Here is a 26,193-nt window from a genome sequence, read left to right as displayed (position 1 = left end):
TTAGACCGGCGGCACAACCCGGGCCAGCTCTGCGCTGATCCGGTCGATCACTGCAGCCGCGACGTCGGATTTGGAACCCGACGCCTCTTGGGGTTCGGCGCCGGCGCGGGAAAGGATGACCACGGAGTTCGTGTCTTCGCCGAAGACTTTGTCCCGGCCCACCTGGTTGACCACTAGCAGGTCGCAGGCCTTCCGGCGCAGCTTGGCCCTGGCGTACTCCAGAACGTCACCGCCGGCGTCGCCGGTTTCTGCGGCAAAACCGACGATCAGCTGGTTCCGGGCCGCGGCGTCGCGGACCTCGACGAGTTCCCGCAGGATGTCGGGGTTGCGCACGAGGCTGATTACCGGGTCCGCGACGTCGTCGCGCTTCTTGATCTTGGTGTCGGAGACGTCCGCCGGGCGGAAGTCCGCGACGGCGGCGGCCATGATGACGACGTCGGAATCGGCGGCCGCGTGCAGCGCCGCCTTCCGCAGCTCCAGGGCGGTCTCGACCTGGATGAGTTCGACGCCGTCGGGCGCGGGGACCTCCATGTGCGCGGCCAGCAGCCGCACCCGGGCGCCGGCGTCGCGGGCGGCCGCGGCCAGGGCTGCGCCCTGTTTGCCGGAGGAGCGGTTGCCGAGGAACCGAACGGGGTCCAGCGGTTCCCGGGTGCCTCCGGCGCTGACGGTGACGGTGAGGCCGGCCAACGGCCGGGCCGCGGACGGTCCGGCGGCGGCATCTTCGGTGTTCGGGCGGGGCTGGCTGCCCGGACCAGCAGGCCGGCCGGCCGGGGCGGCGGATGCACCGGCGAGAGCCATGGCGGCGGTGAAAATCGCCTCGGGCTCAGGCAGCCGGCCGGGACCGGAGTCGGCGCCGGTCAGCCGCCCGCTCGCGGGCTCCAGGACAGTGACGCCCCGGCTGCGCAGGGATTCGACGTTGGCTTGGGTGGCCGGGTGCTGCCACATTTCGGTGTGCATGGCCGGCGCCATCAGCACGGGGCAGTCGCCGGCCATCAGCAGGGTGTTGGTGAGCAGGTCATCGGCCTGCCCCGTGGCTGCCCGGGCCAGGAGGTCGGCGGTGGCCGGGGCCACGACGATCAGTTCCGCTTGGTGGCCAAGGCGGACATGGTTGACGGTGTCGACGGCGTCGAACACGCTGTTGCTGACCGGGTGCCCGGACAGGGCCTCCCAGGTGGCTACGCCGACGAAGCGGGTGGCCGCCTCGGTGGGAATGACCGTGACGTCATGGCCGGCTTCAGTAAAAAGCCGGAGGAGCGACGCCACCTTGTAGGCGGCAATCCCTCCCCCGACTCCGAGGACTATGCGCACGTGATCTCCGTCACCCAGCAGCCTGTTTACTTTGCTCTTTCCGCAGGGAAATTTACTCTGCGGCTTCGATCGGCGTGGAAACGAGCTTGCCTTCGTTGATCTCGCGCAGGGCGATCGAGAGGGACTTCTCGTTCAGCTTGGTGTCAACCAGCGGACCGACGTACTCGAACAGGCCCTCGTGCAGCTGGGCGTAGTACGCGTTGATCTGGCGTGCGCGCTTGGCACCGAAAATCACCAGTCCGTACTTCGAGTCGGCGGCCTTCAGCAGCTCGTCGATCGGCGGGTTGATGATGCCTTCAAGGTTCGTGGACACGAATTCTCCAAATTCTAACGGGCCGATCCGACCCGGCGGCTAGTGCGGGTGCGGGGTGAGCCCCATGAGTGAAACAAGCTCGTCCGCTGCGCGTCGAACGTCATCATTGATGACAGTGTGATCGAACTCCGGCTCAGCGGCAAGTTCTACTTTACCGGTTTCCAGCCGTCGCTGCTGTTCCTCGGCTGATTCCGTGCCACGGCCCACCAGCCGACGCACCAATTCTTCCCAACTCGGCGGGGCCAGGAAGACGAACTGCGCGTCCGGAACGGCCTGCTTGACCTGGCGGGCGCCCTGCAAATCGATCTCCAGCAGCACCGAGCGGCCCTCGGCTATGGCCTGGTTCACGGTGCTCTTCAGCGTCCCGTAGGTGTTTTGCCCGTGCACCACGGCCCATTCCAGGAGTTCGCCGGCGGCCACCAGGGACTCAAACTCTTCCTTCGACTTGAAGTAGTAGTGCACCCCATCGATCTCACCGGGCCGCGGGGCACGGGTGGTGGCTGAGACGGAAAGCCAGACTTCGGGGTAGTTGTCCCGGATGTAAGTGGACACGGTGCCTTTACCAACAGCCGTCGGACCGGCGAGGACTGTCAGTCCCGGTTTCTTGCTCACATATTCCTTTGGGCGGTGGAGGGGCAGCTCGGCGGACCGAACTATTTGTCGTCAACAAAATCTACCAGCGCCCGGCGCTGGTGGATTCCCAGGCCGCGGACCCGCCTCGACTGTGCGATGCCGAGCTGGTCCATGATGGCTGCCGCGCGGACCCTGCCGATTCCCGGGAGGGCTTCGAGTAGCTCCACGATCCTCATGCGGGCTATGGCGTCGTCGGTCTCCGCGGAACTGATGACCTTGGCGATGGTCAGCTCACCCGTCTTGAGGCGCTCCTTGGCCTCGGCCCTGGTAGCCCGTGCGGCGGCGGCCTTGTGGAGGGCGTCGGAACGCTCCTGCGGAGTGAGGGGTCTCAAAGTCATTGAAGTCCTCCCTGCATGGCCGGACGGGGCACCCGTGCCCTTGCCCTGAACCTACCTTCTGGCGGCGGCAGAAATCAATGGAAATCTGCCCGGCCAGGCAAGAGCCCGGCAAGAGCCTGCCGCCCCGGGCCGCTGATGCGGTCCCGGGGCGGCTGGCGCCGGAGCCGGGTGTACTGCTAGGCCGAGAGGAGTTCGTCGAGCGTGCGCCGTGCCGCGTCCTGAAGGGCCTTCGGCTCGGGTCCGGCGCTGAGGATGTCCCGGCTGGACGTGCCCAGGACCTGGGGGTACGCCGCACCGAAAGTGCGCCGCAGGTCCGCTGCAGTAGCCCCCTGGGCGCCCAGGCCCGGGGCAAGGATGGGACCGCGAACTGCCGCCAGGTCCAGCTCCAGCTCGGTGAGCGCGGAGCCCACCGTCGCGCCGACCACGAGGCCCACGGAACCGAGGGAACCGCCATAGCGGCTGTTCTCCGCTGCCGCCGCCGTCGTGATCCGCCGCGCCACGGAGTCCGCCCCGCCGACATGTTGGACCGAGGCGCCTTCCGGGTTGGAGGTCAGGGCCAGGACGAACACGCCGCGCCCGGCTTCTGCCGCAAGGTCAAGGGCCGGCCGCAGCGACTCAAAGCCCAGGTAGGGGCTCAGCGTCACTGAATCGGCGGCCAGGGCGGAGCCGTCCCGCAGCCAGGCGTCGGCGTACGCCGCCATGGTGGATCCGATGTCGCCGCGTTTGGCGTCCGCGATGGTCAACACCGAGGACTCCGCCGCGGCGGCCAAGATGCGCTCGAGCACCGCGATGCCTGCAGAACCGTGCCGCTCGTAAAGCGCCACTTGCGGCTTGACCGCGGCAGCGAGCGAGGCCACGGCCTCCAGCACCGTCAGCGAAAAGCGTTCCAGTCCGGCGGCGTCGTCCGCCAGGCCCCAGCGCTGCAGCAGCGCCGGGTGCGGATCGATGCCGACACACAGCGGGCCACGGTCCGCCATGGCCCGGCCCAGCCGGGAGCCGAAGGACTCCCGGCGGGCCGTCTCGTCCCCGCCAGCCACGTCAGGCATTCTGCGGGGCGGTGTTTTGCGAGCCTGTGTTCTGCAGGCCCGTGTTTTGCCGGCCCGTGTTTTGCAGGGCTGCGTTTTGCGCGGCAACCTGTGAAGCCGCGAGGGCGGCGGCATGCTCCTGCAGGCTGGTCACCGACCATGCGTAGGTGCGCAGCGCCTCGATGGCCTGCACCGCGGCGTTGAACTCCGCCACGGTGGTGATGCACGGGATCCCGATCGACGTCGCGGCGGCGCGCAGCTCATAGCCGTCGCTGCGGGCTTCGCCGCCCGAGGGCGTGTTGAAGACCATGTCGATGTCGCCGGCGATAATCAGGTCCGCGATGGTGCCCTCGCCCTCGGCGCTGGAACCTTCGGCGACCTTGCGGACCGGGGTGGCCTGGATGCCGTTGCGGCGCAGGACGTCGGCCGTGCCGCCGGTGGAGACGATCTCGAAGCCCAGGTCAGAGAGCCGCTTGACGCCCATGATCACCGAGCGCTTGTCGCGGTTCGCCACCGACACAAAGACCTTGCCCTCCGTGGGCAGGGCGTTGTTGGCCGCCGCCTGGCTCTTGGCGAAGGCAGTGTCGAAATGCTTGTCGATGCCCATGACCTCACCGGTGGAGCGCATTTCCGGGCCCAGCAGGGAGTCCACAACCTTGCCCTCTGGCGTGCGGAAGCGGCTGAAGGGCAGCACTGCCTCCTTGACCGAAACGGGTGCGTCCAGCGGCAGGGAGGAGCCGTCACCGGTCTCCGGCAGCATCTTGTAGGCGCTGCGGAGCTGGTTGATGGTGACCCCGGTGCCGATCAGGGCCGCGGCCTTCGCCATCTGGACGCCCGTGGCCTTGGAGACGAACGGGACCGTGCGGGAAGCCCGCGGGTTGGCTTCGAGCACGTACAGGACGTCGGAGGCCAGGGCGAACTGGATGTTGATCAGGCCACGGACGCCGACACCCTCGGCGATCGCGCGGGTTGCGGTCCGGACGCGCTCCAGGACGTTGTTCCCGAGCGTGATCGGCGGCAGGACGCATGCCGAGTCGCCGGAGTGGATACCGGCCTCCTCGATGTGCTCCATGATGCCGCCAAGGTACATGTCGGTTCCGTCGTAGAGGGCGTCGACGTCGATTTCGACGGCGTCCTCGAGGAAGCGGTCGATCAGCACCGGGTGGTCCGGGGTGATCTCGGTGGCGTTGGCGATGTAGCGGGACAGATTGGGCTCGTCGTAAACGATTTCCATGCCACGGCCGCCAAGGACGTAGGAGGGGCGGACCAGCACCGGATAGCCGATTTCGTCGGCGATCTTCTTGGCGTCCTCGAACGACACGGCCGTGCCGTTCTTCGGCGAGACCAGGCCGGCCTCGTCCAGGACCCGGGCGAAGGCGCCGCGGTGCTCGGCGAGGTCGATCGCTTCCGGCGATGTGCCGAGGATCGGCACGCCGGCGTCGGCGAGCTGCTGGGCGAGCTTGAGCGGGGTCTGCCCGCCGAGCTGGACGAACACGCCCATCACGCCGCCCGTGCGCTCCTCGGCCGCGATGATCTCCAGGACGTCCTCGAGCGTGAGCGGCTCGAAGTACAGCCGCGTGGAAACGTCGTAGTCGGTGGAGACGGTCTCCGGGTTGCAGTTGACCATCACCGTCTCATAGCCGGCCTTGCGCAGGGCCATGGAGGCGTGGACGCAGGAGTAGTCGAACTCGATGCCCTGGCCGATCCGGTTGGGACCGGAGCCGAGGATGATCACCGAGGGCTTGGCGTGCAGCGCGACCTCGTCCTCCTCGTCGTAGGACGAGTAGTGGTACGGCGTGTACGCGGCGAACTCGGCGGCGCACGTGTCCACCGTCTTGTAGACGGGGCGGATGCCGAGGGCCTGCCGGACGCCGCGGACGACGTCCTCGGAATTGTTCGTCAGGGCGCCGATCTGCGCGTCGGAGAAACCGTGGCGCTTGGCGCGCTGCAGCATCTGCGGAGTCAGGGCACTGGCGGAGCGGATTTCGCGGGAGATCTCATTGAGCAGCTGGAGCTGGTCCAGGTACCAGGGGTCGATCCTGGTCGCCTCGAAAAGCTGCTCCACGGTGGCTCCGCCGAGCAGGGCCCGCTGGACCTGGTGCAGCCGGTCGGTGGTGGGACGCTTGGACTTTTCGATCAGCTCCGGGACCTCCCACTCGGGAACGGAGCTGAAGTCCAGCTGCGAGCCCTTCTGCTCCAGGGAGCGCAGGGCCTTCTGCAGGGCTTCAGTGAAGTTACGGCCCATCGCCATGGCCTCGCCGACCGACTTCATGGTGGTGGTCAGGGTGGGGTCCGCGGCGGGGAACTTCTCGAACGCGAAACGCGGGACCTTCACCACGACGTAGTCCAGCGTGGGCTCGAACGAGGCCGGAGTTTTCTGCGTGATGTCGTTGGGGATCTCGTCCAGGGTGTAGCCGAGCGAGAGCTTGGTGGCGATCTTCGCGATCGCAAAACCGGTGGCCTTCGAAGCCAGCGCGGAGGAACGCGAGACGCGGGGGTTCATTTCGATCACGACGACGCGGCCGGTGTCCGGTTCGACGGCGAACTGGATGTTGCAGCCGCCGGTGTCGACGCCGACTTCGCGGATGACGGCGATGGCGATGTCGCGCAGGCGCTGGTATTCCCGGTCCGTCAGGGTCAGGGCCGGGGCGACCGTGATCGAGTCGCCGGTGTGGACGCCGACGGGGTCGAAGTTCTCGATGGAGCAGACAACCACGACGTTGTCGTTCTTGTCGCGCATCATCTCCAGCTCGTACTCCTTCCAGCCGAGGATGCTCTCTTCGAGCAGCACTTCGGACGTGGGGCTGTACTGCAGGCCCTGGCCGACGATCCGGCGCAGGTCCGATTCGTCGTAGGCGAGGCCGGAGCCCAGGCCGCCCATGGTGAAGGAGGGCCGGACCACCATCGGGTAGCCGAGGTCCTCGGCGGCCTTGAGGGCCTCGTCGATGGTGTGGATGATGTGGCTGCGGGCCGATTCGGCGCCGCAACGCTCCACGACGCCCTTGAACTTTTCCCGGTCCTCGCCGAGTTCAATAGCGGCGATGTTGGCGCCGATCAGTTCCACGTTGTACTTCTCCAGCACACCGTTCTTGTCCAGCGCGATCGCGGTGTTGAGCGCGGTCTGCCCGCCCAGGGTGGGCAGGACGGCGTCCGGGCGTTCCTTGGCGATGATCTTTTCGACCACCTCGGGGGTGATCGGCTCGATGTAGGTGGCGTCGGCGAATTCCGGATCGGTCATGATCGTGGCCGGGTTGGAGTTCACAAGGATGACCCGCAGGCCTTCCTCCTTGAGGACGCGCAGTGCCTGGGTGCCGGAGTAGTCGAATTCGGCCGCCTGGCCGATCACGATCGGGCCGGAACCGATGACCAGGACGCTCTTAAGGTCAGTTCTCTTGGGCATTACTTCTTGTCCTCAGTCTTGGAATCGGTGGCAATCTTTGTCTCGGTTGCAGAAGCGGCGGCCTGCTTGGTCCGGGCCATCAGCTCGATGAAGCGGTCGAAGAGGTAGGCGGCGTCGTGCGGGCCGGACGCGGCCTCGGGGTGGTACTGCACCGAGAACGCCGGGATGTCGAGGCAGGACAGGCCTTCCACGACGTCGTCGTTGAGGCTGACGTGGCTGACCTCGACCCGGCCGAAGCGCTCTTCGGGGGCCTGGGTGGCGCCGTCCAGCGGGGCGTCAACGGCGAAGCCGTGGTTTTGCGAGGTGATCTCGACCTTGCCGGTGCGGCGGTCCATCACGGGCTGGTTGATGCCGCGGTGGCCGTAACGGAGCTTGTAGGTGCCGAAGCCCAGCGCCCGGCCCAAGATCTGGTTGCCGAAGCAGATGCCGAAGTACGGGAGCTTCGCATCGAGCACGGAGCGCAGCAGCTTCACCTGGTTGTCCGCGGTGGCCGGGTCGCCCGGGCCGTTGGACATGAAGACGCCGTCGGGGTTGACGGCCTTGACGTCCTCGATGCTGGCCGTGGCCGGCAGGACGTGCACGCGGACGCCGCGTTCCGCGAGGCGGATCGGCGTCATCCTTTTGATACCGAGGTCGATCGCGGCGATGCTGAATGCCGGCTCGCCGTCCCAGCCCCAGTCCTTGGGCTCGACGGTGTAGGCCTCGTCCACGCTGACTTCTTCGGCGAGGCGCGAGCCTTCCATGGGGGCGCTGGCCAGGACCTGGTCCAGTAGCTCCTTATCCGTGGCCCGTGCGTCCGCGCCGGAGAAGATCCCGGCACGCATGGTCTTGTGCTCGCGCAAGTGGCGGGTGATGGCGCGGGTGTCAACGCCCTGGATGCCGACGACGCCCTGTTCGACGAGTTCGTCGTCCAAGGAACGTTCGGAGCGCCAGTTGGAGGGACGGCGGGCGGCGTCGCGGACAATGTAGCCGGCCACCCAGATGCGGCGGGACTCGGCGTCGTCCTTGTTCACGCCCGTGTTGCCGATGTGCGGCGCGGTCTGCACCACGAGCTGGCGGGCGTAGGACGGGTCGGTGATGGTCTCCTGGTAGCCGGTCATGCCGGTCGCGAAGACGGCCTCGCCGAGGGCAGTGCCGGTGGCGCCGTAGCTGGTGCCGCGGAAGATCCGGCCGTCTTCGAGGACGAGGACGGCGGGGGCCGCGGCTTTTTCGCTCACGTCGGGTTCATTAACTGCGTTGGTGTCCGTCACGTTGTTACTTTCCACTATCGGTATCCGCCTGAGGGGCTGCGGAGATGAGGTTCTGCAGGGCGTTGAAGAGAATTGTCTTGTCGTCGGCGCGCCGGGTCCGGAAGCCGGTGTCCAGCTCGCGGGAGCCCAGCATCCAGCTGAGCACCAGCAGCCCGTCCTTCTCGACGAACTTGCCGGCCATGCCGCTTTCCTGCCGGACGCCGGTCAGCTGCCCGGCAGGGATGTAGACCGGCCCGGCGCCGGCCCGGTCGAACAGCACGCCGTCAGGATGGACGCTGAGTTCGGCGTTGGTGCGCAGGCCCAGCTGATGGACGGCGATGCGGTCCAACCAGTCCCCGGCGGTGGTGGACGCGACGTACTGGCCGTCGGCTGAAGCCAGCGGGGCGCCGAGTCCGGCGGGGACCTCCGCAAGGGGCTCGACGTCGGACTGGCGGCGCAGGCGGTTGCGCCAGCCGACCGCGATCAGGGTGAGCGCCACGCCGACCAGGACCAGCGTGAAGATCAGGGAGAGCTCCTTGACCATCAGGGGCGGCCTGCCGGTCCGGCGTCGACGGCGTCGGCCGGGTATCGGTACGGGGTGTTCAGTTCGCCGTTCAGAACGGTGGCGTGACCCTTGAAGAACGTCGCCACCACTTGGCCGGGAAGCTCCCGGCCGGCAAACGGAGAGTTGCGGCCCATGGTTGCCATCTTAGAAGGGTCCACGGTCCAGCGGGCAGCGGGGTCCACGAGTGTGACGTTGGCCGGCTCGCCGACCTCGAGCGGGCGGCCCTGGTCCGGGACGCGTCCGATCGCGGCGGGCGCGGTGGAGGTGACGCGGGCGAAGTCGGCCCAGCCCATCAGCCCGGTCTCGATCATGGTGTGCTGGACGACGGAAAGCGCGGTTTCGAGCCCGGTCATGCCCATGGCCGCCTGGGCCCACTCGCATTCCTTGTGTTCGCTCGGGTGCGGGGCGTGGTCGGTGCCCACGACGTCGATCGTGCCGTCGGCCAGGCCGGCGCGCAGCGCCTGGACGTCCGCGTCTGTGCGCAGCGGCGGGTTCACCTTGTACACGGGGTCGTAGCTGCGGGCGAGGTCGTCCGTGAGCCAGAGGTGGTGCGGGGTGACTTCGGCCGTGACATCGACCCCGCGGGACTTGGCCCAGCGGATGATTTCCACGGACCCGGCGGTGGAGACGTGGCAGACGTGCAGGCGGGAGCCGACGTGCTGGGCGAGCAGGACGTCGCGGGCGATGATGCTCTCCTCGGCCACCGCAGGCCAGCCGGCGAGGCCAAGGACCGCGGAAACTTCGCCCTCGTTCATCTGGGCGCCGGCAGTGAGGCGCGGTTCCTGCGCGTGCTGGGCCACGACGCCGTCGAACGCCTTGACGTATTCGAGGGCCCGGCGCATGAGCACCGGGTCGGAGACGCAGATGCCGTCGTCAGAGAAGACGCGGACGTGGGCCCGGGAGTCAGCCATGGCGCCGAGTTCGGCGAGCTGCTCCCCCGCCAGTCCCACGGTGACAGCACCGACGGGCCGGACATCGACCCAGCCGGCGGTGCGGCCCAAAGTGAGGACCTGTTCGACGACGCCGGCGGTGTCCGCGACCGGGGTGCTGTTTGCCATGGCGTGCACCGCGGTGTAACCGCCCAGGGCGGCGGCGCGGGTGCCGGTTTCCACGGTTTCGGCGTCTTCGCGGCCGGGTTCGCGCAGGTGGGTGTGGATGTCCACCATGCCCGGCAGCGCAATGAGTCCCCTGGCGTCAATTACTGTTGCGTCCCGCACCCCGGCGCCCTCGGCGTCGAGGTCCTGGCCGCGGCCGGCAATGAGCCCGTCGCGGATCAGGAGGTCTTCGGCCGCGCCGCCGAGGATCGCGGCACCGCGGATAAGGTAGGCGCCGCTGTTGCTGGCGTTCTGTTGCTGTTCGGCCATCAGTGGCTCTCCTGGTGGGAATAGGGGGCGGCCATATCGGCGGCGCCGGCTTGGGTTGCGGGGGCTGCGGCGGCAGCACTGAATGCGGGGCCTGCCGGTTCGCGGGTGTCTCCGGAGAGCAGCAGGTACAGGGCCGCCATCCGGATGGAGACGCCGTTGCGGACCTGGTCAAGGACTGTGGAGCGGTGCGAGTCGGCGGCGGCCGAGGAGATCTCCAGGCCGCGGTTCATGGGCCCGGGGTGCATGACGATGGTGTCCTTGAGGCCGAGGCTGTCCAGCGCGCGGAGCCGCTTGTCATCGAAGCCCCAGCGGCGGGAGTATTCGCGCGTGGTCGGGAAGAACGAGGCGTTCATCCGTTCGCCCTGGACGCGGAGCATCATCATGGCGTCCACGCCCTTTTCGAGGGTTTCATCCAGGTCGTAGCTGACGGCGCAGGGCCATTTTTCGACGCCGATGGGCAGCAGCGTGGGCGGCGCCACGAGGGTGACCTCGGCGCCGAGGGTGCGCAGCAGCCACACGTTGGAGCGGGCCACGCGGGAATGCAGGACGTCCCCGGCGATCGCGACACGCATCCCGGCCAAATCGGCTCCGGCCGACCGCGTACCTGCCAGCTTGGACCAGTGCCGGCGCATCGTGAAGGCATCCAGCAGGGCCTGGGTGGGGTGTTCGTGGGTGCCGTCGCCGGCGTTGATGACGGCGGCGTCGATCCAGTCCGTGGCGGCCAGCCGGTGCGGGGCGCCGGAGGCCCAGTGCCGGATGACGACGGCGTCGGCTCCCATGGCGGCGAGTGTCTGGGCGGTGTCCTTCAACGATTCGCCCTTGGACACCGACGAGCCTTTCGCGGCGAAGTTGATGACGTCGGCGGAGAGCCGCTTGGCGGCCGCTTCGAAGGAAATCCGGGTGCGGGTGGAGTCTTCGAAGAAGAGGTTGACCACGGTGCGGCCGCGCAGGGCCGGCAGTTTCTTGACCTCGCGGTCCCCGACGGCGGCCATTTCCTCGGCGGTGTCGAGGATACGGATGGCGTTCGCCCGGCTCAGGTCCTCGGTGGAGAGCAAGTGCTTCATGCGGTGGCCTCGATGACCACTTCGTTGACGGGGGTGCCGTCGGGGGCGCCGTCGACGGAGTCGGTTTCCTCAAGCCGGACACGGACCTTTTCCGCGGAGGAGGTGGGCAGGTTCTTTCCCACGTGGTCGGCGCGGATGGGCAGCTCCCGGTGGCCCCGGTCGATGAGTACGGCGAGGCGGACGATCCTGGGCCGGCCGAGGTCGACCAGGGCGTCCAGGGCCGCGCGGATGGTCCGGCCGGAATACAGGACGTCGTCGATCAGCACCACGACTTTGTTGTCGATCCCGGTGCGGGGCAGCTGGGTGGGATAAGGCGGGCGTGTGGGCTGGTGGGAGAGGTCATCGCGGAACATGGTGACGTCCAGCTGGCCGACGATCGCGGCGGCGTCGACGGACGGGTCCGCGGCGGCGATCTTGGCGGCGAGGCGCACGGCCAGCGGGTAGCCGCGGCGCGGGATGCCGAGCAGGACGAGGTCGCGGGAGCCCTTGTTGGCCTCGAGAATTTCATGGGCGATACGAGTAAGCGCGCGGTCGATGTCAGCCTGGTTGAGGACAACCCTGGTGAGTACAACCTTCGCCGGACCCGGTGCTGATGGCACAGAAGTCAAAGCTCGTCTCCCCTTTCCCCGCCTCACGGGACGGAATTAAAAAAGGATTATTGGCCCTTTCAAATTACCACAGCGGGACTGGCGCCCCGTCGCCCCGGCATGCGTTTAACCTCACACGGACATAGGCTCGGGTCCATGACGATGAACGAGCCGCCACCGGGGCATGACCACCTCGGCTACCCCGCCTCCGGCAAGCTGCCGCTGCCCCAGCAGGCCAATCCGACGTGGCTGGGACATATCCAGCCGGAGTACTACCGGCGGGCCCCGGCCAACAACCGCGCCCGGGTCCAGCCAGCACTCCCGCCCGCCCTTCCGGCGGTTCCGAACGGCCGAAGGTCCGCCGGCGTTTTGGGCCTCGCGGTGGCTGGCGGATTCCTCGGGTTCATCAGTCTCTTCCTGGTTCTGCCGTTCCTTTTGGGCCGGACCGGAACCACCGGCTTTGCCATTGGCTTCATTGCTTCCCTGATTCCACTGGGGACCGTGCTGCTGACGGTGCGGTTCATCGACCGCTGGGAGCCTGAGCCCAGGCCGCTGCTGATTTTCGCCTTCGTCTGGGGATCCGTCGTCTCGATCGCGGTGACGATGCTCATCCAACCGTATTTTTCGCTGGTGGCGGGCCCGGCCTCGGGACTGGACTATACGACGTTCGCCGTGACGGTTCAGGCGCCGGTGGTGGAAGAATTCGCAAAATCCCTGGGCCTGCTGCTGCTTCTGCTTTTCGCTCCGAAGCACTTCGACGGACCGGTCGACGGCGTCGTGTTCGCGTTCACCATCGCGGCAGGCTTCGCGTTCACCGAGAACATCCTCTACTTCGGCCGCGCCATCGCCGAATCATCCGACGTCGGCACGGAATTCGCGGTGGTGTTCTTCCTCCGCGGGGTCATGTCCCCCTTCGCGCATGCCATTTTCACGGGCACCACCGGCCTGATCATGGGCCTGGCCGCGCGCCGCGGACGCACCGGACTGTCCGTGCTGGCGTTCGCCGTGGGCCTCATCCCGGCGATGCTGCTGCACAGCGGCTGGAACAGGATGGGCCAGGACTTCCTGGCGCAATACGTGCTGGTGCAGGTGCCGATCTTCCTGCTGGCCGTGCTGGTCATCGTGCTCTTGCGGGTGGCGGAGCGCAGACTCACCCGCCAGCGGCTTCGGGAATATGCGGCAGCGGGCTGGTTCACTGCTTCGGAAGTAGAAACTTTTGCCACCACCGGCGGCCGCCGCTCCGCGCTGCGCTGGGCCAGGTCTGTGGGCCGGGGAGCGCAGATGAAGGCTTTGCTCCATGCAGCCACCCGGCTTGCCTTCACCCGGCAACGGATCCTCAGCGGCCAGGACGTGCCGGCGCACCAGCGTGATGAGCAGCACCAGCTAGCGGAAATCGCGGCCCTCCGGGCCGCCGTCGTGGGCTAGGACGAAAAGAACCCCGCCCGGCAACCGGGCGGGGTTCCTCGTGACGGGCGGGGCCTACTCGCTAAGACCTAGGCCAGCAGCGAGGGCTTCAGCTGCTGCAGCCGGCCGAGCAGGCCGTTGATGAACGACGGCGACTCGTCGGTGGAGAGCGACTTGGCCAGCGCCACCGCTTCGCTGACGGCCACGCCATCCGGGACGTCGTCGTTGTAGAGCAGTTCCCAGGTGCCGATCCGCAGGATGATGCGGTCCACCGAGGGCATGCGCTCCAGCGTCCAGCCCTGCGAATAGGTTTCCAGGAATTCGTCGATGGCGGCCTGGTGCGAGACCACGCCCTCCACGATTTCGAGGGTGTACGGGTTGACGATCTGGTCTGTCTTCTCGCGGCGGGACTTCAGTACGTCGAAGGCCGAGGCCGAGCGCTGCTCGGCCTCAAAGAGGACATCAAGGGCCCGGTTCCGGGCCTTACCGCGGGCGCTCACTAGTCGTTGACCCGGCCGAGGTAGCTGCCGTCGCGGGTGTCGACCTTGACCCTGGTGTTGTTCTCAACGAACAGCGGCACCTGGATCTCGTAGCCGGTTTCGAGGGTGGCGGGCTTGGTGCCGGCCGAGGAGCGGTCGCCCTGCAGGCCCGGCTCGGTGTAAGTGATCTCGAGGACGACGCTCGGGGGCAGTTCAATGTAGAGCGGGTTGCCTTCGTGGATGGCAATGTTGACCATCTGGTTTTCGAGCATGAAGTTCGTGGCGTCGCCGACGGTGGCGGCGGGGACCGTCAGCTGGTCGAAGTCCGAGGTGTCCATGAAGACGAAGTCGGCGCCGTCCTGGTACAGGTACTGGTAGTCACGGCGGTCCACGGTGGCGGTCTCGATCTTGAGTCCGGCGTTGAAGGTCTTGTCGACGACCTTGCCGGACATCACGTTGCGCATCTTCGTGCGCACGAACGCGCCACCCTTGCCGGGCTTGACGTGCTGGAACTCGATGATGTTCCAAAGCTGGCCCTCGAGCTTCAGGACGGTTCCGTTCTTGATGTCGTTAGTGGTTGCCACTGTATCCTCTTAGTCTCTGTCTCGTTCCGCCAGACCGTGCTGTCGGCCAGACGTCTATGCCGGGCTGGCTTGCCAAGCGGGCCGCCAGCGCGTATTTGTCAAAAATCCAAAATCTATTCTACCGGTTCCCGCGGACAGCTGCCGGACGGGCTGCCGGACGGGCGCAGGACAAGGGCTCAGGACTGCTCTTCCAGCACTTCCCGGGCGCGCTGCAGGGCCACCGTGGAGGCATAGATCAGAGCGGCGTCGGCGGAGCCGGCGACACGCAAATCCAGGGCCCTGGCAAAGGACTCGACGGCGGCGGCGACATTGCCGGCGGCAAAATAGGACCGGCCCAGGTGCTGGCGGACGGCCGCCTCCTCCAAGGTCTCGTGGGTCTCCGCAAGGAGCTGGCGGAACACCTCGACAGCCCGGTCGAACCGGTTGGAGACCCGGAGTACATCGGCCTCGAAGATCCGCAGCCGGAGCGAGCCCGGGTCCTTGTAGCGCGCCTCGGCGAGGAGCTCGGCGGCTTCGGCCGCGTGCCCTTCGACGAGCCGGATGAAGATCAGGTCCCCGGGGTCGGTGGAGGCTGTCCGGGCCTCAGCGAGGACTTCCTCGTTGACGATTTCGGGCATCAGGCTCTCCGGATTGATCCGGATCCCGGGGAATCCGGCGTCCGGCCAGTCGCTCGTGTCCCCCTTGGCCATGAGCATCAGGAGGCAATCTCCTGGTAGGCGGCGAACAGCAGCGATGTGTCCGGGACGTCGAGGATGCCCGGGCGGCCGACGCCGTCGAGCACCACGAACCGCAGCAGGTCGCCACGGGATTTCTTGTCCCGCCGCATGCCGTCGAGCAGTGCCTGCCAGCGGTCGCGGCGGTACGTAATGGGAAGGCCGAGGCTTTCGAGGACGTCGCGGTGCCTGTCGGCGTCGGCGTCGCTGAGCCGGCCGACGCTGCGGGCGAGCTCGGCCGCGAACATCATGCCCACGGAGACCGCGGCACCGTGACGCCACGAGTAGCGCTCGGCGAGTTCGATGGCGTGGCCGAGGGTGTGGCCGTAGTTCAGGAACTCGCGCCGGCCGGTTTCCTTAAGGTCCTCGGAGACGACCCGGGCCTTGACGCTGATGGCGCGTTCGATGAGTTCGCGCAGCACATCCGAGCGGGGATCGGCCACCGCGGAAGGGTCTTTTTCGATCAGGTCGAGGATGGCCGGGTCGGCGATGAAGCCGCATTTGATGACCTCGGCCATGCCGGAAATGATCTCGTTCTTGGGCAGCGTCTCGAGCGTGTCAAGGTCTGCGAGGACCCCGGCGGGCGGGTGGAACGCGCCCACCAGGTTCTTGCCCTCGGCGGTGTTGATGCCGGTCTTGCCGCCGACGGAGGCATCCACCATGCCCAGCAGGCTCGTGGGCATGTGGATGACCTTGACGCCGCGCAGCCAGGTCGCGGCCACGAAGCCGGCAAGGTCGGTCACCGCGCCTCCGCCGACGGCGACGATGGCGTCGGAGCGAGTGAAGTCGTTTTGCCCCAGCACCTGCCAGCAGAAGGAGGCCACCTCAATGTGTTTGCCTTCTTCGGCGTCCGGGATCTCGGCGGTCAGCGCGGTGAAACCGGCGGCGGACAGCTCTTCCCGGACGGTGTCGCCGGTGAGCCGCAGCGCGCGCGGGTGGATGACCAGGACGCGTTTGACGCGCTCACCCAGCAGACCCGGCACGCTGGCCAGCAGTCCGCGGCCCACCACGACGTCGTAGTTTTCGCCGGGCGTTTGGCCGGTGACTTTGATGACGGTTGATTCGGTACTCACTATTCAACTTCCTTTGTTGACGCTGGTGCGGGCACGGCGGCGGCTTTCCCCGCCGCGTGCTCCCCCAGCGCGTCTTCCAGCCGATGAGCCAGTTCGTGAACGCTGCCAGTGCGGACGTCGAGGACCAGATCGGCGAGCCGTTCGTAGACAGGTTGCCGGGTGGCGAACAAGGTCCGCCACCTGCCCATGGCATCACCGGCCAGGAGCGGCCGGCCCGAGTTCCTGGCAATGCGCTCCGCCACGGTCTCGGCATCGCATTCGAGGTACACCACGGTACAGCGGCCCAGGAGCTGCTGTGTACCGGAGTCCAGGACGGCCCCGCCGCCAAGCGAGATGACGGTGCCGCTACCCCGGGCTTCCTCGATGGCCCGGGCGACGGCCCGGGCTTCGAGCTCACGGAAGGCGTGCTCCCCCCGGCTGGCGAAGATCTCGGCAATCGACCCGTGCTGGGCCACCACGACGGCGTCGGTGTCCACGAAGGCGGAACCCAGGTGATGCGCGAGCTGCTGTCCGATCGCCGATTTGCCCACCGCCATCGGTCCGATCAGGACGATCGGGCCGAGGTGCTCTGCCGCGGGCTGTGCAGCGGCGGAGGGCGCGTCGGTGTTCCAGTCCGGCACTACTGGCCGATCGAGTCCAGGGACGCCGGGATGCTGTCCAGGTAACCCTTGATGTTGCGGGCGGTCTCCTGCACGGAGTCACCGCCGAATTTCTCCGTGACCGCTTCAGCGATCACCAGGGCCACCATGGCCTCAGCCACCACACCCGCGGCCGGGACGGCACAGACATCGGAGCGCTGGTGGTGGGCCTTGGCGGCCTCCCCGGTGCTGACGTCGACAGTCTTGAGGGCGCGGGGCACGGTGGCGATCGGCTTCATGGCGGCGCGGACGCGCAGGACGTCGCCAATGCTCATGCCGCCCTCGATCCCGCCGGCGCGGTTGGACGTGCGGATGATCTTGCCGTTTGTGTCCTTGACGATTTCGTCGTGGGCGGCCGAGCCGCGGCGGGCGGCCGTGAGGAAGCCGTCGCCGACCTCGACGCCCTTGATGGCCTGGATGCCCATGAGGGCCGCGGCCAGGCGCGAGTCGAGGCGACGGTCCCAGTGGACGTAGCTGCCGAGTCCGGGCGGGAGACCGTAGGCAAGCACTTCCACGACGCCGCCGAGGGTTTCGCCTTCCTTGTGAGCGACGTCGACCTCGGCCACCATCGCATCCGAGGTTTCGCGGTCGAAACAGCGCAGCGGATCGGCGTCGAGCGCCAGCACGTTCTCCGGAACGGGCAGCGGCCGGCCTTCGGGCACGGCGACACTGGCGATGGACACGGTGTGGGAGACGAGCTCGATTCCCAGCTGCTTGAGGAAAGCTGCGGCGACGGCGCCGAGCGCAACCCTGGTTGCGGTTTCGCGGGCGCTGGCGCGCTCCAGCACGGGCCGGGCCTCGTCGAAGCCGTATTTTTGCATGCCGGTGAAGTCGGCGTGGCCCGGGCGGGGCCGGGTCAGCGGGGCGTTCCGGGCCTGGTCGGCCAGGACTTCGGGGTCCACGGGATCCGAGGACATGATCTGTTCCCACTTGGGCCACTCGGTGTTTCCGACCTGGATGGCGACCGGACCGCCCTGGGTCAGGCCGTGGCGGACGCCGCCGAGAATGGCGACCACGTCCTGCTCGAATTTCATCCGGGCACCGCGGCCGTAGCCGAGCCGCCGGCGGGCCAGGGCCTCACTGATGTGCTCGCTGGTGAGCTCCACACCGGCGGGCACGCCTTCAATAATTCCGACCAGTGCCGGGCCATGGGATTCTCCGGCAGTCAACCAACGCAACATGATTCCATCCTGCCACGTCGGGTGCTTAGAACACCCGTCGGGGCGCCCCCACTGCGTCACACATCACATCTATGACTCCGGCCGGCATGGCTTCGCCCAGCCCCGTGAAGTGCCGCACCTGCTCCACCGCCTGGTAGATGAGCATTTCGAGGCCGGGAACCACGGTTCCCCCCGCATCCTGCCAGACCGCGGCAACCCGGCTAGGCCAAGGATCGTAGGCGACGTCCAGGAGCACCCCCGGGCGGGCGGCGATTTCTTCGCCAAGTTCCGCTGCCAGCTCTCCGGCCAGCGCATCTGCCGCCCGGGGCGGGAGTGTAGAGATAACGACGTCGGCTGCGGCGACGGCGGCCGCCGCCCCGGCGAGGGGAAGAACCTGAATGGGGAGGTCCACGGCGGCAGACGCAGCGCGTGCCTCCGCCGCGCGGCCGACGTCGCGCACGAACACGTCGGCGGAGCCCGCCCCCAGTTCCTTGATCGCGGCGATGGCCGCAGCCGCGGTCCCGCCGCCGCCGAGGACCGCCGCAGTGGGCGCGGAGGCCGCCCCCGCGTGCCGGAGTGCGTTGACGATGCCGGCAACGTCGGTGTTGTACGCGACCAGCCGAGTTTGATCAAAATCAGTGCCGTCGAATTCGAAAGCAACGGTGTTGACGACGCCAAGCGCGCGGGCCACGCCGCGGACCTCGTCCACTTCCGCCACCATGGCCGATTTGAGCGGCATGGTCACCGAGAGCCCCCGCCAGCCGCCCTCCGCCCGCACCTCGTCCCTGACCTGCCGCATGAATCCCGGCAGGGCAGCCTCAGTCACGTCGATGGCCCTGTAGGCGTAGTCCACGCCCAGGTAGGCGTAGGCCGCCCGGTGCAGGGCGGGTGACTTCGAATGGCTGATGGGATGCCCGAGGACGGCCGCCCGTAGCGTCATACGCAACGTCCCGGGTTGGTCTCGCACCAAGCGTTGTACTGCTCCACGTAGCCGTTGTGTTCAGCCAGGGTCTTGGAGAACTTGGTCTCCTTGGTATCCAGATTAATGGTGACCCAGTAGAGGTAGTTGTTGGACTTGGGCTTGGCGGCGGCATCGATGGCCGTCTTGCCGGGCGACCCGATCGGTCCGGCGGGCAGGCCCTGGTTCGCGTAGGTGTTGTACGGGTTCGACTTGTCCGACTTCTGGTCTTCGTCGATGTGGAAGCTGCGGATACCAAGCCCGTACGTGACCGTGGCGTCGGACTGGATGAGCCCGTTGGTCTCGGTGTTGTTGGGCTTGAGGCGGTTGTAGATGGCACCGGCGACGTCGCCGTATTCGGCCTGGCCGCCTTCGGCCTGGACGATGCTGGCGACCGTCAGGACATCGTATTGTTTGGCGGGATTGGTGACGCCCTGGGCCTTGAGTTCAGTCAGTGTGTTGCCGACCAGCTTCTGGAAAATGTCCTTGGCGGACGTGCCCAACGGGAAGCGGTACTCCCCCGGCGCCAGGAATCCCTCGAGATTTTTCGCCTTGGCCGGGACACCGAACTGCGCCGGCGCATCGCTGAGCGCCTTCAAGTCCGCGACCGGAATCCCGGTGCCCTCCGAAATCGCCTGCAGGGACTCGCCGATCCGCAATCCGGCACTGAGGGCAAAGTACATGACCTTGGCCTGGTCATTGTTGAGCAGCACAGCCACGGCATCGGAATTCTTCATTTCCTGCCGCATCGAGAAAGTGCCGGGCTTCAGGGCACCACCGGAAGCGGTGAACTCCTTCAAGAAAGTGTCGGCGTTCGCCACGACCTTCTGCGACTCCAGCTCGGTGGCCACGGACCTCGGCCCGGCGCCGGGTTCGACGGTGATGGTGACGTTGCCGGTCCCGGGGCCTGGGTAGTCTGCGACGGTGTCTCCGCCCAGGAGGGGTTTGAGGAACTGCGCGCCGACGGCGATGGCGATGACGAACACGGTCAGCGTCAGCACGAGGGCCAGGAAGCGGCGGCGCCGGCGGGTCTTCTTGGACGGGACCTTGTCGTAACGGACGGCTCCGGCCATCAGGTCGTGGCCGGATTCGCCGTGGTACTCGGCTTCCGGATGCCCGCCCGCGGGGTGGTAGGCATCAGGGTTGCCGTCCTCGTAAACATGGGGGGCCTCATCGTGGGGGTACAACGCGAAGCCGCCGCCGCGGCCGCCGTCGTGGGTAGCCGCTTTGTGGTGGGCCACGTGGCCTGCCCCCGCATAGACGGCGTCGTTACGGGCAGTATCGTCGCCGTCAGCATCGCCGCGGTGAGCATCGTCAGAGTCGGGGGCTTGGCGCACCGGGATGAGTTGGGTGAAGTCGTGACGCGCAGCCTCGTCGTGGGCTTCGACTGTGTTTGCCGGGGTGTGGTCGGCGGGGACGTCGTGCGCTGCCTCTTCGTGCACCGCTTCAATGTGCGCTGCCTCTTCGTGCACCGTCGGGGCCGCGCCGGGCAGTTCCGGGGCCCCGTCAGGGAGTTCAGGCGCCGCTTCGGGCGTTTGCGGGGCTGCGGGCCGGACGCTCTCGGGGGGCAGGGCTGACGGCGCGGGGTCCGGCGTCGGAACGTGCTGACCCGTCTCAAAAGCCTGCGGCGGGATTCGGCTAAATCCCTGCGTCGCCAGGAGCTTTTCCCGGGCCCTGATCTCTTTGCGCGTCAGCGGCCGGCCGGCACCGTTAGGGGCGCCACCGGAGGAGTCGTCATTGTTGACCGGGCTCACTGTAGCCTTCCATTTTCTGAAGAGTGCGTCTGTACTGCCGGGCCGGTCTGTGCACCGCCGCCGGTCGGCCCCGGCGCAGACTCCGCGTAGACGCGGTTTCCGACCTCCGTTCCCCTGGCCTTTTGCATATCAATCGCATGTTGCAGAATACCTGCTGCCGCAACCTGGTCAACCACTGTACGGTGATTCCTGCTGCTCATGCCAGCTTCGTGCAGGTTGCGGTGGGCGGTCACGGTGCTCAGCCGCTCATCGACCAGGCGCACCGGAACGTCGCTTCCGGCGTCCTGCAGGGCGCCGGCCAGCAACTGCGCGTACTCCGTGGCCATCCTTGCCGAGGCGTGCTCTTCGCCCTTCATGGTGCGCGGCAGTCCTACGAAAATTTCCACGGCGTCCAGCTCCCCGGCCAGGCCAGCCAGGATGCGCACATCAGTGTTCTTTTTCACATTCCGCTGCAGTGTGCGCAGCGGGGTGGCCAGGATTCCGTCGCGGTCGCAGACGGCGACGCCCACGCGGACGGTGCCGACGTCCACCCCAAGCTTCACGCCCCGGGGGTAGACGCCGGCAGCAGCACCTTCAGACATAGAGGATCCGCTATCGCCGAGTAATGGCGTCCACGACGGCGCTAAGGGCAGCCCCGACCTTGGCGGCGTCCGTGCCGCCGCCCTGGGCGACGTCGTCCTTGCCGCCGCCGCCGCCACCGAGCACACCGGCGGCCAGGCGCACCAGGGCGCCGGCCTTCACGCCGGCAGCCCGGGCGGCTTCGTTGGTGGCGATCAGGATCACCGGACGGTCGTTGCTGACGCCAGCGACGGCGACGGCGGCGGCCTCGGAGCCGAGGCGGTCCCGCAGGTCCAGCGCCAGGCCCCGCAGGTCATCCGCGCCGCCGATCTGGCCGGCGTCGTGCGCAATGACCTTGACGCCGGCGGCGTCCCGGGCGGTGCCCACCAGCTGGGCTGCGGCTGCTGTTAGCTGCTCCTTGCGCAGGCGCTCGAGTTCCTTCTCGGCGGCCTTGAGCTTGGTCAGCGTAGTGGCGATCCGGTCCGCGAGGAGCCCGGAGGGTACCTTCAGCATTTCGGTGAGCTCCGTGACCAGGGCGCGTTCCGCGGCGAGGTGCCGGAAGGCGTCCATGCCCACGAAGGCTTCGACGCGGCGGTTTCCTGAGCCCACGGACTGCTCCCCGAGCAGGGACAGGCTGCCGATCAGCGACGTGTTCTCGACGTGGGTCCCGCCGCAGAGCTCGCGCGACCATGCGCCGTCGATCTCCACCACCCTGACCTCGTTGCCGTAGTTCTCGCCGAACAGCGCCATGGCGCCGAGCGCCTTGGCTTCAGCGAGCCCCATGACCTTGGTCTCCACGCGGAAGTTGTTCCGGATGGCGATGTTGGAGACTTCCTCGATCTCGGACCGGGTGGCGGCGCTCAGGCCTTCGCCCCAGGCGAAGTCGAAGCGCAGGTAGCCGGCCTTGTTGAACGAGCCCCGCTGCAGGGCTTCCGGGCCGAGGATCTGGTGCAGGGCAGCGTGCACAATGTGCGTGCCGGTGTGCGCCTGTTCTGCGGCATGGCGGCGTTCCCGGTCGACGGCGGCCTGAACGAGGGAATCCGCACCGATTTCGCCTTCACGGACAATCGCCTTATGCACGCTGAGGCCCTTGACGGGGCGCTGGACGTCCAGGACCTCGACGACGAAGCCGTCGCCGGTGATGAGCCCGGTGTCGGCGGCCTGGCCGCCGGCCTCGGCGTAGAACGGCGTCTCGGCCAGGACCAGTTCGATTTCGTCACCCGTGGAGGCCTGGGCGACCTTCTGGCCGCCGGAGAGGATGCCGCGGACCTTGGACTCGCCCGCCAGGTCGGTGTAGCCGGTGAAGACGGTCTCGCCCTGGGCCAGGAGCTCCTGGAAGGCGCTGAGGTCTGCGTGCGAGCCCTTCTTGCCCTTGGCGTCGGCCTGGGCGCGCTGGCGCTGTTCGAGCATGAGTTTGCGGAACTCGGGTTCGTCGACCTTGAGCCCGGCTTCCTCCGCCATTTCGAGGGTTAGGTCGATAGGGAAGCCGTAGGTGTCGTGCAGGGCGAAGGCGTCGGCGCCGGAGAGCGGCCGGCCGGCGGACTTGGATTCCTTGACGGCGTCCTCGAGCCGGGCGGTGCCGGAAGCGATGGTGCGCAGGAAGGCCTTTTCTTCGGCGTAGGCGATCCGGCTGATGCGCTCGAAGTCGGTCTCCACAATGGGGTAGACGCCCTTCATGGCGTCCCGCGACGCCGGCAGCAACTCCGGCAGGCAGGCCCTTTCGATGCCGAGCAGGCGCATAGAGCGCACCGCGCGGCGGATCAGGCGGCGCAGCACGTAACCGCGGCCCTCGTTGGAGGGGGTGACGCCGTCGGCGATCAGCATGAGGGCGGAGCGGATGTGGTCGGCGACGACGCGCATGCGAACGTCGTCGGTGTGGTGCGGGTCCTCGTCCGTCTCGGCCGAGGTGTACTCCTTGCCGGAGAGTTCGGCAGCCTTGTCGATCACGGGCCGGACCTGGTCGGTCTCGTACATGTTCTCGACGCCCTGCAGGATCATCGCCAGGCGCTCCATGCCGAGGCCGGTGTCGATGTTCTTCTTGGGCAGCTCACCCGTGATGTCGAAGTCCACCTTGGAGCGGACGTTGTCGATCTGGTACTGCATGAAGACGAGGTTCCAGATCTCGATGTAACGGGTCTCGTCAGCGAGCGGGCCGCCCTCGACGCCGTAGGCGGGGCCCCGGTCGTAGTAGATCTCAGAGCAGGGACCGGCCGGGCCGGGCTGGCCGGTGGACCAGTAGTTGTCGGCCTTGCCCATCCGCTGGATGCGCTCGGCGGGCACGCCGGTGTTCTTCAGCCACAGTTCCTTGGCCTCGTCGTCCTCCTCGTAGACGGTGACCCAGAGCAGTTCCGGCGCCAGGCCGTAGCCGCCGTCGTCCACGCTGGTGGTGAGCAGCTCCCACGCGAACTTGATGGCGTCTTCTTTGAAGTAATCGCCAAAGGAGAAGTTGCCGCACATCTGGAAGAACGTGCCGTGGCGGGCGGTCTTGCCGACTTCCTCGATGTCGCCGGTACGGATGCACTTCTGCACGCTGGTGGCCCGCTGGTAGGGCGCTTCCTCACGCGCGGTCAAGTACGGGATGAACGGGACCATGCCGGCCACAGTGAACAGCAGGGAGGGGTCGCTGGAGACCAGGGAGGCGGAGGGAACGGCGGTGTGTCCCTTGCTGACGAAAAAGTCGATCCAGCGCTTGGTGATCTCCTGCGACTTCATGAGCTGATTTCTTACCCTTCAATATTCACTGCGTGGTGTGGCCCGCGTCTGTGCTGCGCGGGACAAGCTGAGTCCCGGCACCCGCCCGGGCCTGACACTGCAGGTCCGGCTCCGTGCCGGCGCGCCCTTGGCGGGCGCCGTACTTACTAATTCTCTCCCGGCTAGCGCCGGACTGCATCCCGGCGGCCCGCGATGCCGCTCACGAGGGCGGCGTCGACGCCGCCGCCAATGGCGGTGTCAATGCCGAGCGCGGAACGGAGTTCCGCTTCCCGCTCGCCCATGCCTTCACGGACTGCATCCGCGAAGTCGAAGAGGCCGTCGGCCAGCCGTCCCACGGCCCGGTTCAGGCCCTCGGGGCCCAGGGCGGACTGGGCTGTGCTGATCTTGCGGAACGCGATGACGCCGATCGCGACGCCGATTCCCATCCAGATGATTCGGTTCATGTCAGGTTCTCCCGGAGGGCTTAGCGGCTGCGGCGGCCGGTGGCGGGCTTTTTGCGGGTGGTGAAGGCCGAGCGCACGCCATAGCTGAAGGAAGCCACCTTGATCAGCGGCGAGCCCACGGTGGCGGCCATGAGCGATGACAGCGCCGAGATGTTGGCAGAGGCGTCCGAGACGTTATTGGAGATGCCGTCGACCTTCTTCAGCTGCTGGTTGGTGGTGGAGACCGTGGCGGTGACTTCGTCCATGAGCGGGGTGGCGCCGTCGCTGATGGAGCGGATGGTGGTCCGCATTTCGTCAAATACTCCCCCGAGCTTCAGGATCGGCACAGCGAGCAGCAGTACCAGCAGTGCAAACACCCCAGCCGCGATCAGGCCGGCAATATCGCCACCAGACATAGACACTCATCTCCTTGAACTGCAGTGGAAACCTGCTCGTTGCGTCCGGTCCCGGACGGTTTCAGCCGGCAGTTTCTGCCCGCAGGCAGAACCGGCTCCCGGGGAACTCCCCCAAGTACCTTACATACAAAGAAGCCCGCGGCGCTTGCCACGGGCTTCTTTGTAGGTGTTGCCTTGAATTTAGCGTGCGTAGAATTCCACGACGAGCTGCTCTTCGCAGGTCACGGGGATCTCGGAACGCTTGGGGCGGCGGACCAGGCGGGCCTGCAGGGCGTCAAGCTTGACGTCCAGGTAAGCCGGAACGATCGGCAGGACGTCGCGGTGGGCGCCGGCTGCTGCGACCTGGAACGGAGGCATGGTCTCGCTGCGGCTGTGAACGTGGACCAGCTGGCCCTCGCCGACGCGGAACGACGGGCGGTCAACGCGGATGCCGTCAACCAGGATGTGGCGGTGCACAACCAGCTGGCGGGCCTGGGCGATGGTGCGGGCGAAGCCGGCACGCAGCACGAGGGCGTCGAGACGCATTTCGAGCAGTTCGATCAGGTTTTCACCGGTCAGGCCCTTGGTGCGACGTGCTTCTTCGAAGGCACGGGTCATCTGTGCTTCGCGGATGCCGTACTGGGCGCGCAGACGCTGCTTTTCGCGCAGACGTACGGCGTAGTCGGAGTCCTGCTTCTTGCGGGCACGGCCATGCTCACCGGGGCCGTACGGGCGGCGCTCCATGTACTTGGCGGCCTTGGGGGTCAGAGCGATGCCGAGTGCACGCGAAAGGCGTGCGGTACGGCGAGCACGAGTGTTGTTAGCCACTTGTGTCCTTCCAATATCTGCGGTGTGTCAGTGTTACTGGCCTCCACGATGGAGAGCATCGGCCAACCGCTGCCTTTTGCTACTGGGCACAGGGCAACCCGGATCAAATTCATGGATTTCCCAAGACTTAAGGGGATTGCGCGTCCGTGCCTTGCCAGACAACGAACCATCCTACCATGACGCGGCCCGTGCACCGAAAGTCAGGACCGATGTCAGGACCGGGGTCAGATGCGGGCGTGCACGCCCCTGCTGCCCTTGCGCCCGAATGACGCCGCACCCAGGAATTCCACGGCTACAAACGGTTCCGGGCCCACTACCCACTCGTCATGGCCCGGCGGAATCGCGTACGTGTCGTTGGCGTGGATCGTCGAACGCAGCCCTTCGGCCGTTTCGACCTCCATGATTCCGGAAATGCAAAAGCCCAGATGGTGGTGCTGGCAGACGTCGGTCAGCTCGTAGGGTTTAGTGTTCCACGACCACCGCCAGCCCGGGCCGAGGATCAACCTGGCCACCGAGTAGTCGTCCACGGTGCAGAGGTCGAATTCGGCCTTGTCAGGGCAACGTTTCCTGTCGGGCACGTCGAAGGACTTTACTGCCATGGCGGTAACGCAATTGATGCTCATGGGACGCTCACTGGGGAAGAACTGGGACGGGGACGGGGACTCTCGCGGCGGAAGACCTTGGGTGGA

The 26,193-nt window shown here is 67.3% G+C and carries 26 protein-coding genes; 1 reads left to right on the top strand and 25 read right to left on the bottom strand.

Annotation, left to right across the window (positions count from 1 at the left end; genetic code table 11):
• The 11 genes from BM372_RS07295 to pyrR all read right to left on the bottom strand — a co-directional run bounded on the left by BM372_RS07295 (position 1) and on the right by pyrR (position 11,847).
• Entirely contained in the window at positions 1–1,308 is a 1,308-nt protein-coding gene (locus BM372_RS07295) for a bifunctional phosphopantothenoylcysteine decarboxylase/phosphopantothenate synthase (RefSeq protein ID WP_090953621.1), read from the bottom strand.
• A 52-nt stretch (positions 1,309–1,360) separates the two neighbouring features.
• Positions 1,361–1,621: a DNA-directed RNA polymerase subunit omega gene (gene rpoZ, locus BM372_RS07290; protein WP_090581074.1), complete on the bottom strand. Its 261-nt coding sequence runs from the start codon at positions 1,619–1,621 to the stop codon at positions 1,361–1,363.
• Between the two features lie 39 nt (positions 1,622–1,660).
• Positions 1,661–2,233 carry a guanylate kinase gene (gene gmk / locus BM372_RS20990; protein WP_090953619.1) on the bottom strand — a complete coding sequence of 191 codons (573 nt, stop codon included), beginning with the start codon at positions 2,231–2,233 and terminating at the stop codon, positions 1,661–1,663.
• A 41-nt stretch (positions 2,234–2,274) separates the two neighbouring features.
• Positions 2,275–2,592: an integration host factor, actinobacterial type gene (mihF, locus tag BM372_RS20985; protein WP_090953617.1), complete on the bottom strand. Its 318-nt coding sequence runs from the start codon at positions 2,590–2,592 to the stop codon at positions 2,275–2,277.
• 176 nt (positions 2,593–2,768) lie between these two features.
• A complete protein-coding gene (gene pyrF, locus BM372_RS07275) occupies positions 2,769–3,629 on the bottom strand; it encodes an orotidine-5'-phosphate decarboxylase (RefSeq protein WP_371261709.1) in 861 nt (286 codons plus the stop codon).
• Position 3,630: 1 nt separating this feature from the next.
• Positions 3,631–7,017 carry a carbamoyl-phosphate synthase large subunit gene (gene carB, locus BM372_RS07270; RefSeq protein WP_256214094.1) on the bottom strand — a complete coding sequence of 1,129 codons (3,387 nt, stop codon included), beginning with the start codon at positions 7,015–7,017 and terminating at the stop codon, positions 3,631–3,633.
• Positions 7,017–8,291, bottom strand: a complete 1,275-nt coding sequence (carA, locus tag BM372_RS07265) for a glutamine-hydrolyzing carbamoyl-phosphate synthase small subunit (RefSeq protein WP_090953614.1) — start codon at positions 8,289–8,291, stop codon at positions 7,017–7,019. The genes carB and carA overlap by 1 nt, the downstream gene beginning before the upstream one ends.
• Positions 8,272–8,790, bottom strand: a complete 519-nt coding sequence (locus BM372_RS07260; protein ID WP_090953612.1) for a PH-like domain-containing protein — start codon at positions 8,788–8,790, stop codon at positions 8,272–8,274. Before BM372_RS07260 ends, carA begins: the two co-directional genes overlap by 20 nt.
• Positions 8,790–10,175, bottom strand: a complete 1,386-nt coding sequence (locus BM372_RS07255) for a dihydroorotase (RefSeq protein WP_090953610.1) — start codon at positions 10,173–10,175, stop codon at positions 8,790–8,792. The genes BM372_RS07260 and BM372_RS07255 overlap by 1 nt, the downstream gene beginning before the upstream one ends.
• Positions 10,175–11,239, bottom strand: a complete 1,065-nt coding sequence (locus BM372_RS07250; RefSeq protein ID WP_090953608.1) for an aspartate carbamoyltransferase catalytic subunit — start codon at positions 11,237–11,239, stop codon at positions 10,175–10,177. The genes BM372_RS07255 and BM372_RS07250 overlap by 1 nt, the downstream gene beginning before the upstream one ends.
• Positions 11,236–11,847, bottom strand: a complete 612-nt coding sequence (gene pyrR / locus BM372_RS07245; RefSeq protein ID WP_090953606.1) for a bifunctional pyr operon transcriptional regulator/uracil phosphoribosyltransferase PyrR — start codon at positions 11,845–11,847, stop codon at positions 11,236–11,238. Before pyrR ends, BM372_RS07250 begins: the two co-directional genes overlap by 4 nt.
• Before the next feature lie 135 nt (positions 11,848–11,982).
• On the opposite strand from pyrR, the gene BM372_RS07240 reads away from it, so the two are divergent.
• Positions 11,983–13,251: a PrsW family intramembrane metalloprotease gene (locus tag BM372_RS07240; protein WP_256214092.1), complete on the top strand. Its 1,269-nt coding sequence runs from the start codon at positions 11,983–11,985 to the stop codon at positions 13,249–13,251.
• Positions 13,252–13,319: 68 nt separating this feature from the next.
• Here the strand turns inward: BM372_RS07240 and nusB are convergent, their stop codons facing one another.
• The 14 genes from nusB to BM372_RS07170 form a co-directional block, all read right to left on the bottom strand.
• On the bottom strand, positions 13,320–13,730 hold the full coding sequence (nusB, locus tag BM372_RS07235; protein WP_090953602.1) for a transcription antitermination factor NusB: 411 nt from the start codon (positions 13,728–13,730) through the stop codon (positions 13,320–13,322).
• Complete coding sequence (gene efp / locus BM372_RS07230; RefSeq protein WP_090953600.1) at positions 13,730–14,293, bottom strand: elongation factor P; 564 nt, start codon at positions 14,291–14,293, stop codon at positions 13,730–13,732. The genes nusB and efp overlap by 1 nt, the downstream gene beginning before the upstream one ends.
• A gap of 176 nt (positions 14,294–14,469) precedes the next feature.
• Positions 14,470–14,988: a tetratricopeptide repeat protein gene (locus tag BM372_RS07225; protein WP_090953598.1), complete on the bottom strand. Its 519-nt coding sequence runs from the start codon at positions 14,986–14,988 to the stop codon at positions 14,470–14,472.
• Entirely contained in the window at positions 14,988–16,079 is a 1,092-nt protein-coding gene (gene aroB, locus BM372_RS07220; protein ID WP_090953596.1) for a 3-dehydroquinate synthase, read from the bottom strand. The genes BM372_RS07225 and aroB overlap by 1 nt, the downstream gene beginning before the upstream one ends.
• Positions 16,079–16,633, bottom strand: a complete 555-nt coding sequence (locus tag BM372_RS07215) for a shikimate kinase (protein WP_256214106.1) — start codon at positions 16,631–16,633, stop codon at positions 16,079–16,081. The genes aroB and BM372_RS07215 overlap by 1 nt, the downstream gene beginning before the upstream one ends.
• A gap of 65 nt (positions 16,634–16,698) precedes the next feature.
• Positions 16,699–17,898 carry a chorismate synthase gene (gene aroC / locus BM372_RS07210; RefSeq protein WP_090953594.1) on the bottom strand — a complete coding sequence of 400 codons (1,200 nt, stop codon included), beginning with the start codon at positions 17,896–17,898 and terminating at the stop codon, positions 16,699–16,701.
• A 25-nt stretch (positions 17,899–17,923) separates the two neighbouring features.
• A complete protein-coding gene (locus BM372_RS07205) occupies positions 17,924–18,817 on the bottom strand; it encodes a shikimate dehydrogenase (RefSeq protein ID WP_090953592.1) in 894 nt (297 codons plus the stop codon).
• A complete protein-coding gene (mltG, locus tag BM372_RS07200) occupies positions 18,814–20,589 on the bottom strand; it encodes an endolytic transglycosylase MltG (RefSeq protein WP_090953590.1) in 1,776 nt (591 codons plus the stop codon). The genes BM372_RS07205 and mltG overlap by 4 nt, the downstream gene beginning before the upstream one ends.
• Positions 20,586–21,170 (bottom strand): Holliday junction resolvase RuvX, encoded by a 585-nt coding sequence (gene ruvX, locus BM372_RS07195; protein ID WP_090953588.1) that lies wholly within the window; start codon positions 21,168–21,170, stop codon positions 20,586–20,588. Before ruvX ends, mltG begins: the two co-directional genes overlap by 4 nt.
• 10 nt (positions 21,171–21,180) lie before the next feature.
• Positions 21,181–23,859 (bottom strand): alanine--tRNA ligase, encoded by a 2,679-nt coding sequence (gene alaS / locus BM372_RS07190; protein ID WP_090953586.1) that lies wholly within the window; start codon positions 23,857–23,859, stop codon positions 21,181–21,183.
• A gap of 161 nt (positions 23,860–24,020) precedes the next feature.
• Positions 24,021–24,302: a DUF6167 family protein gene (locus BM372_RS07185; RefSeq protein ID WP_371261708.1), complete on the bottom strand. Its 282-nt coding sequence runs from the start codon at positions 24,300–24,302 to the stop codon at positions 24,021–24,023.
• Positions 24,303–24,322: 20 nt separating this feature from the next.
• On the bottom strand, positions 24,323–24,697 hold the full coding sequence (locus tag BM372_RS07180; protein WP_090953584.1) for a DUF948 domain-containing protein: 375 nt from the start codon (positions 24,695–24,697) through the stop codon (positions 24,323–24,325).
• Positions 24,698–24,877: 180 nt separating this feature from the next.
• Positions 24,878–25,504 carry a 30S ribosomal protein S4 gene (gene rpsD, locus BM372_RS07175; RefSeq protein ID WP_018773157.1) on the bottom strand — a complete coding sequence of 209 codons (627 nt, stop codon included), beginning with the start codon at positions 25,502–25,504 and terminating at the stop codon, positions 24,878–24,880.
• 224 nt (positions 25,505–25,728) lie between these two features.
• Complete coding sequence (locus BM372_RS07170) at positions 25,729–26,127, bottom strand: cupin domain-containing protein (RefSeq protein WP_090953582.1); 399 nt, start codon at positions 26,125–26,127, stop codon at positions 25,729–25,731.
• Positions 26,128–26,193 lie beyond the last annotated feature (66 nt).

This window comes from Arthrobacter sp. ov118 (genome assembly GCF_900116495.1).
In the GTDB taxonomy this organism is placed as follows: Bacteria; Actinomycetota; Actinomycetes; order Actinomycetales; family Micrococcaceae; genus Arthrobacter.
This window is presented reverse-complemented; position numbering and strand designations above follow the sequence as displayed.